Source organism: Agriterribacter sp., from assembly GCF_035445465.1.
GTDB lineage: Bacteria > Bacteroidota > Bacteroidia > Chitinophagales > Chitinophagaceae > Agriterribacter.
The window spans coordinates 1-7,141 of the sequence record NZ_DAOMQT010000099.1; the positions used below are offsets into that span (position 1 = coordinate 1).

Annotated in this window: 4 protein-coding genes; 3 read left to right on the forward strand and 1 reads right to left on the reverse strand. The window is 46.0% G+C overall.

The window, feature by feature from the left end:
* Positions 1 to 801, forward strand: an 801-nt coding sequence (locus PLE34_RS21230; protein WP_324560436.1) for a diaminopimelate dehydrogenase, incomplete at its 5' end; no start/stop codon positions are given.
* 192 nt (positions 802 to 993) lie between these two features.
* Here the strand turns inward: PLE34_RS21230 and PLE34_RS21235 are convergent.
* Positions 994 to 3,435, reverse strand: coding sequence for a DUF8696 domain-containing protein (locus PLE34_RS21235; RefSeq protein WP_324560439.1), 2,442 nt, complete (start codon positions 3,433 to 3,435; stop codon positions 994 to 996).
* Positions 3,436 to 3,819: 384 nt separating this feature from the next.
* Here PLE34_RS21235 and PLE34_RS21240 point away from each other — a divergent pair, with 384 nt between their 5' ends.
* Positions 3,820 to 4,230 (forward strand): hypothetical protein, encoded by a 411-nt coding sequence (locus tag PLE34_RS21240; protein ID WP_324560442.1) that lies wholly within the window; start codon positions 3,820 to 3,822, stop codon positions 4,228 to 4,230.
* Between the two features lie 218 nt (positions 4,231 to 4,448).
* Positions 4,449 to 6,932, forward strand: coding sequence for a TonB-dependent receptor domain-containing protein (locus PLE34_RS21245; protein ID WP_324560445.1), 2,484 nt, complete (start codon positions 4,449 to 4,451; stop codon positions 6,930 to 6,932).
* Positions 6,933 to 7,141: the final 209 nt, after the last annotated feature.

The window sequence follows — 7,141 nt, forward strand, 5'->3', positions numbered from 1 at the left end:
GGCAAAATTGACGTAATGATCCTTTGCGGGGGATCTTTAAAAGACCTGCCGGAACAGGTGACAATGGTTTCAAAAATGTTTAACACCGTTGATAGTTTTGATACGCATGCCAGAATCCCGGCGTATTTCAAACAAGTAGACGAATCTGCAAGCGCTAATAAAACCCTGAGCCTTATATCTACCGGCTGGGATCCGGGATTGTTTTCACTGGCAAGGTTGCTCGGGCAAAGCATTTTACCACAAGGAGAAGATTATACTTTCTGGGGAAAGGGTTTGAGCCAGGGCCATTCTGACGCGGTAAGACGCGTTCCCGGTGTTAAAAATGGCGTTCAATATACCATACCTATAGAAACGGCAATGGAAAAAGTGCGTTCGGGTAAAAATCCCCTGCTCTCAACATCCGAAAAGCATCAGCGGGTTTGTTATGTTGTTGCACAGGAGGATGCCGATTTGTCTGAAATAGAAAATACCATCAAAAAGATGCCTCATTATTTTGACGCTTATCAAACCACTGTTCATTTTATAACGGAAGAGGAGCTTAAAGCGAACCATTCAACGATGCCGCATGGAGGTATCGTATTCCGTTCCGGTATTACCGGAAACGGATCAAAACAGAGAATTGAATTTAGCTTAACGCTTGAAAGCAACCCCGAATTTACCGCCAGTGTTTTAGTGGCTTATGCGAGGGCCGTAGGAAAAATGGCAAAAGAAGGACAAACAGGCGCCCGGACGGTGCTTGACATTCCTTTGGGATATTTGTCGTCAAAGTCGCCGGAGGAGCTTCGCGAATCTTTATTATAAATTATAATTACAACCTGATACCTCATACCTAAACCCGCTTACATGCAGGTACTGGGCTTTCAGTACCATTGCCGGGCTTTGGTACTTGAGCCGGCAGCAGGTTTTCCTGCGTTTACCACCGTACTTATGCTGGTCATGCCAAAGCATTAAGGCATCCGGATACGATCCGGTCAACAGGCAAACGCTCTCACTTTAATGGATCAATGTCACACTTCCCCTTTTGGTGATAACCTTCCCTGTATAATCTATTCCCTGCGCAATATATACATAAGTGGCAGTGGGTTGTACCCGCCCATTGATGGTACCGTCCCATCCTTTCTCCTGGTTGCCGGAGCTGAACACCAGTTGCCCCCAACGGTTATAAATACGGAAATAGTTGAGCCAGGAAATACCCACACCAATAGGACGTAGTATATCATTCAGCCCGTCTCCGTTGGGAGTGAAGGCTAAGGGAACAAAAATAGCGGGCGCCGTTGTAAATACCATTACTTTAATATCATCCTGCCCGAAGCAGCCGTCTGCTGTGGCAGCTTTTACGGTATAGGTAATGGTATTGCCTGTCATGTGCGACAGGCTGGCAACAGGATTGGCGATATCTGTGTGGTTTAGCCCGGTAGCAGGCGTCCGGGTATATTGATCGGCTAATGGGTCATTGACGACAGCATTCAGTTGCAGCGGCTGAGCGGCTACAATTGAAGTGTCGTTACCTGCAAACACAGTAATAGGTTGGGTAACCGAAACATGAAAGGTATCCAGCAACACATTGGGGCAACCTGCATTGGTAACGCTCAGCACATAATCGGTGTTTTGTTGCGGGGTAGCTGTGGCGCTTATAATATGCGGCAACGAGGTAACAACAGCATTGCCGGTATTGGTCAGTGTGGCGGCATTGCTCCAGGAATAATGAGTGCCGGAAGTAATGGTAACATTTACCGGTGTGCCGGTACCATAGCATATGGAAGCCGCCCCGGGAGTAATGGTGGCTGCGGGAAATGGAACATTTATATACTGAACCCTGGCAACCGCACTGGTATCGGGAGGGCATATGCCACTTTTCACCAGGGTTCTGTAATAGGTGGTTTGGTTAACAGTGTTTGCATTATACTGCGTATTGGTATTTACCGGGGAAAAATTGTTCCAACTGGTACTATCGTAGGAATACTGCCAGTTTTGAACCTGTCCTGTGCTTCCATCCAGCGAGATAAGATTATGCTGCGTTTGAGCTGAGCAGACAGAGAGGTCGCCCGGACTCAGGACACCTCCAAAGCTTCGGGGATTTACCGTTACGATTGAAGCAGTGCTGGTATCCACACTACAACCGCCCCCATTTTGAATCACAGCCCGGTATTGGGTGGTAGCATCAATATTCAGGGCGGTATAGTTGTGGGTGGTGTTGTCAATGTCAGACCAGTTAACCCCGTCTGTTGAAGACACCCATTTAAGTATATTCCCGGCTTCACCGCTGAGCACTAATGCTGTACTGTTAATACCTGCGCAAACGGTATTATCACCTGTAACCCTGCCTGCCACCGTTGGGGGTGATGTGCCTACCGTGATAGTATCCCTGAGGTCGGCACAGGTGTTCGCTTCCCGTGCCGTAATAATGCCCCCGGTAGTACCGGGGATCACAGTAATAATATTGGTACCGGCGCCAGAAACTATTGTCCATCCGGAAGGTACCGTCCAGGTATACGTACTGTTGGCTAATGCCGGAATGGAATACACCGTTCTGGTATTGGTGCAGGCATTCCTGTATCCCGAGATCTCCAGCCCGGCGCAATCATTACGCAGCGCTATATATGCATAAGCGAAATGTGCTCCCGGAGTACAATTGCTGGCCTCAAAAGTAAGTACCACCTGCTGCCCCCGGTAAGCCGACAGGTCAAAGGTTACTTCTGTCCAGGGTTTTGTCCACACATCCTGCAGCAATACCCCGTTACTGTTGTTTTGCCCCGAATGTGAAAGGAACAGGGTAGGGCTCAATGAAAACCCGTTTGCTATTGCTGTGGCAGAATCCAGCGTTGCCCCGGTGGATGCTTGGTTATTTCCGCCTCCCGCATTGTTAAAGGTAGGAAGGTAATAAGAAGGCGAGGCGCAGGTGATAATGCCGGCAGGACTTTTGACCGTTGCTGTAAATACAGGTTGCTGATTGGAATTGTGTGTGCCGTTTTCCAAAATCAAAGCATACGCATAAGTCATGGTATAAGGAACCGAAGAAGAACCTGCAGGAACATTCACCGTATAAGTAACGGACCGCACAAATCCTCCCGGGCTGCGTTCATTGCTGTGAAGATCCCATGAAGTAGCCTCTGACCCCAATTTGATAGAATAACCATAAGCATATCCATTAATAGTGGGAATAGTGGTGAACCCGCCAAACTTATCAGTGCCCGGTGTGGTTATGACCTGTATACCTGTTGTGAAAATACTGTATTCAGAGATTACCGATACACCCGTATTAGGTGCAGGATATTGTCGTGCAGGACCGTCCACCAAACCTGTTTGCGCAGACCAGGCAGAAATATCCCCGGCTGAAAAATTAATATTAAACGGGCAGGATTGATCCTGGCTAAAGGACTGAGCAATCCTTAATAGCAGCAAGCCGGCAATAATAATAAGCCTCAACCTTACCATAATATCAAAAAAAATTGTTGAACAATAGTTGCGCAGGCGCCGTTCCCATATTTCAGCTTTGCCCTCAAGTTACCAAAATGTTTAACACTTACAGGGGTTTACATATGTTTTCAACAATCAAAAGATAAGGTTTACCAAAAGCTGTCGCAATGCTGCAGGCACTTACTTCAATATACGAATTTTAAAACATGCCGGTTGGTTTAGCAAGCAACGAAAGAGCCGGATAGCCAGGGTTATAGACTTGCTTATACCCGATATCTTCAACATTGCTAAAGTCTCCCAAACTTCGTACATAGTATGTTCTTCCAAGACCTTGTCCTCCCAGCCTTTTTCTTAATGCAACGTAGTATAAGTTATACTTGTCAGGAAGTAAAACAATGAATCGTGAAAGCATTTTTTATACCCGTTTTTGCAGGTTTAATCCTGCTGGCCTGCTCTAAAAAGGAAACAAACAGCTATGATGCTACATCCCTTTTTGGTAGCTGGAAAGAATATGAAGCATATGCTGATCCGGGTGATGGCAGCGGTACTTTTCATAAGGTAGATGGAATACTGCTGACAATAAACCCTGACAGCAGCTATACCTGCACACCTGAACATTATGTATGGGGAAAAAGCGGAAGGATTACACTAATCAACGATAGCACAATTAGCATTAACAGCAGTCAGGGGGCAACCGGTTGGCCGGCCAGTTTCAGGAAATACAACAATATGCTTGAGCTCGGCTACATCTGCATTGAAGGCTGCGGCAGCCGGTTCAAAAAAGTAAGCAATGACTACCGGGCTGGCAATTGAAATCACCATGCAGGTTATGCATTTTACAATCATCCGAAGAACTTCTGAATCTGTTTGTAATATTACAACCTCATACCTGAACAAACAACTTGAAACCCGAAACCTGAAACCTGCAACCTTGCACCTGCCTCCCCGTCTACAGGTAAGTACCGGATGGAATAGAGACAAGTTTTGACTAATTTTATGCTTTTGCAACAGCACCTTTAAACTTGTTTCCATTGAACCAACATTTACCTGCCATTATTGAGAGAAAAAGGATTGCCCGCTTTAGAAAGCTTTCTTCTTCAAATGTTATTTGTAGCTTATTCTTTTTTCTTTTGCTGTTCCTGTGCCCGGTGCTACAGGCACAAAAAAAGCAGGACCTGAAAATAACCGGGAAGGTTACAGAAGCCCTGAACAATACAGCACTTGGTTATGCCACGGTTCAATTGCACAAAGTACACGACAGCGCTTCAGTTGCTACGGTTACCACCGGTGAATCGGGAAGCTTTACCCTTGAAGCACCAGCGGGTACATACTATGCCCTCATTGAGTTTATCGGTTACACCCCGTTTAAAACCACTACTATTACGCTTACACCGGCTAATGCACCGTTGAACCTTGGTGTTATACAACTCTTCTCTGCGTCCAAAACGCTTGAAGAAGTATATATCCAGGCCGAGAAAAGCTCAATGGAATTATCGCTTGACAAAAAAATATTCAATGTAGGCAAAGACCTGGCTAATGCCGGGGGAACAGCTGCCGATATATTAAGCAATATCCCTTCAGTAGCGGTAGATGTGGAAGGCAATGTGAGCCTGAGAGGCAGCAGTAGTGTAAGAATACTAATTGATGGTAAACCTTCGGGACTGGTTAGTATAAAAGGCGGAAGCGGCCTGCAGCAACTGCAGGGAAGCATGATAGAAAAAGTAGAGATCATCACCAACCCCTCTGCCCGTTACGAAGCCGAAGGCATGGGCGGCATAATTAATATTGTATTAAAGAAGGAACGGAAGGAAGGTTTCAACGGTTCTTTTGATGTAGTGGCAGGATATCCTGAAAATTTTGGAATAGCTGCCAATGTAAATTACCGCCGTAAAGATTTTAATTTTTTCGTTAATTACTCCGCCTCTTACCGCAATGCGCCCGGAAAAAGTGATCTGTACCAGGAACTCTACCGCAACGACAGCACTTTCATCTCCACCAAAAATATGGAGCACCGTTTAAAAGGCATGTACAATAATGCAAGGGCCGGGCTGGATTATTTCTTCGATGATAAAAATATACTCACTGCCGCCTATACCTACCGCATCAGTAAAGGCAAACGCTATTCCGACATCTTTTACCACGATTACGAATCAACCATAAAAAACCTTACCGGCATTACCCACCGCACACAGGATGAAACGGAAACGGAACCCAATTCGGAATACGCGCTCAGCTATAAAAGAACCTTCGCCCGCCAGGGACAGGAATTAACCGCCGATGTACGCTACCTCGATAACTGGGAAAATTCCGATCAGTATTTCGGACAGCAAAGCTTTAAGCCCGATGGTAGTCACACAGATATACCTTTTATATTGCAGCGCTCCGTAAATGATGAAACCGAAAAACAGTACCTCACCCAAATTGATTATATACACCCCTTTGGCGAAAAAGGAAAATTGGAGGCCGGGCTGCGCAGCAGCTTCCGTAATATGACCAATAATTATACGGTAACGGAAGAGGATGCCAACGGCAACTGGTTTGAATTACCGGGGCTGACCAATAACTTTTTGTATAAAGAAAACATAAACGCCGTATATGCCATATTAGGCAATAAGGTTAAAAAACTATCTTATCAACTGGGTGTTCGCGGCGAGCTTACGCATGTAACCACCACGCTCAAACAAACCCATGAAGTGAATCCGCGCAAATACCTGAACTTTTTTCCCAGCGCGCATGTAACCTATGATCTGCCGCAGGGACATGCCATACAGGTAAGCTACAGCCGGAGGGTACGCCGTCCGCAATACAATGACCTTAGTCCGTTTATGACCTATAGTGATAACCGTAATTACTGGAGCGGCAACCCCGACCTTGACCCTGAATTTACACATGCTTTTGAAATAGGACACATCAAGTACTTAGACAAAGCATCTATTAGTTCATCGCTATATTACCGGAATACAAAGGGCAAAATATTATATGTAAAAAGAGTGGATGAACAGGGCAATTCGGTTACGCTTCCACAAAACCTGGCAACCGAAAATTCGTTCGGCGCGGAATTCACCGGCTCCTATTCGGCTTTTACCTGGTGGAAAACGGATGCCAGCTTTAACTTCTTCCGTGCCATTACCGATGGCAGCAACCTTGATGATGAATTTAAAAGCGATACCTATAGCTGGTTAGTACGTTTACTGTCGAGGGTTACAGTTTGGAAGAATACAGACATACAGGTTCGCGGCAATTACGAAGCGCCGCAACAAACGCCGCAGGGCAGGCGCAAATCCATTGCCACAATGGATTTAGCGGTTAGCAAAGATATCCTCAAAGACAAAGCCACCCTTACGCTGAATGTTTTAGATGTTTTTAATTCGCGCCGGTACCGCTCCATTACCGAAGGTGCCAATTTTTATACGGAGAGCATGTCGCAGGGAAGACTGCGGCAAACCAACCTCACCTTCAATTACCGCCTGCGCCAGGCAAAGAAAAAGGTAAAAGAAACACTGGAGCAGGAATAGGAAGTGGCCTGATTTCCCCGCTGTAATCTTCGCGGGTTACGAAGGAAAACGCTTTGCGGTGCATCCCAAATTTTCGCTTTGCATATTTTAGGTACGTGTCACGTGCCACCAGATAGCGATGTCTGCCTGTGAAAATTTGTGATGCACCCACGCTTTGTGGCTTCGTGTCTGCTATGTAGAAAAGCATAGTGAGGTGTAATATGTGCGAA

Excerpts from the sequence above, each read along its gene's own strand:
- PLE34_RS21235 (WP_324560439.1), bottom strand. The coding sequence starts at position 3,435 with ATGGTAAGGTTGAGGCTTATTATTATTGCCGGCTTGCTGCTATTAAGG.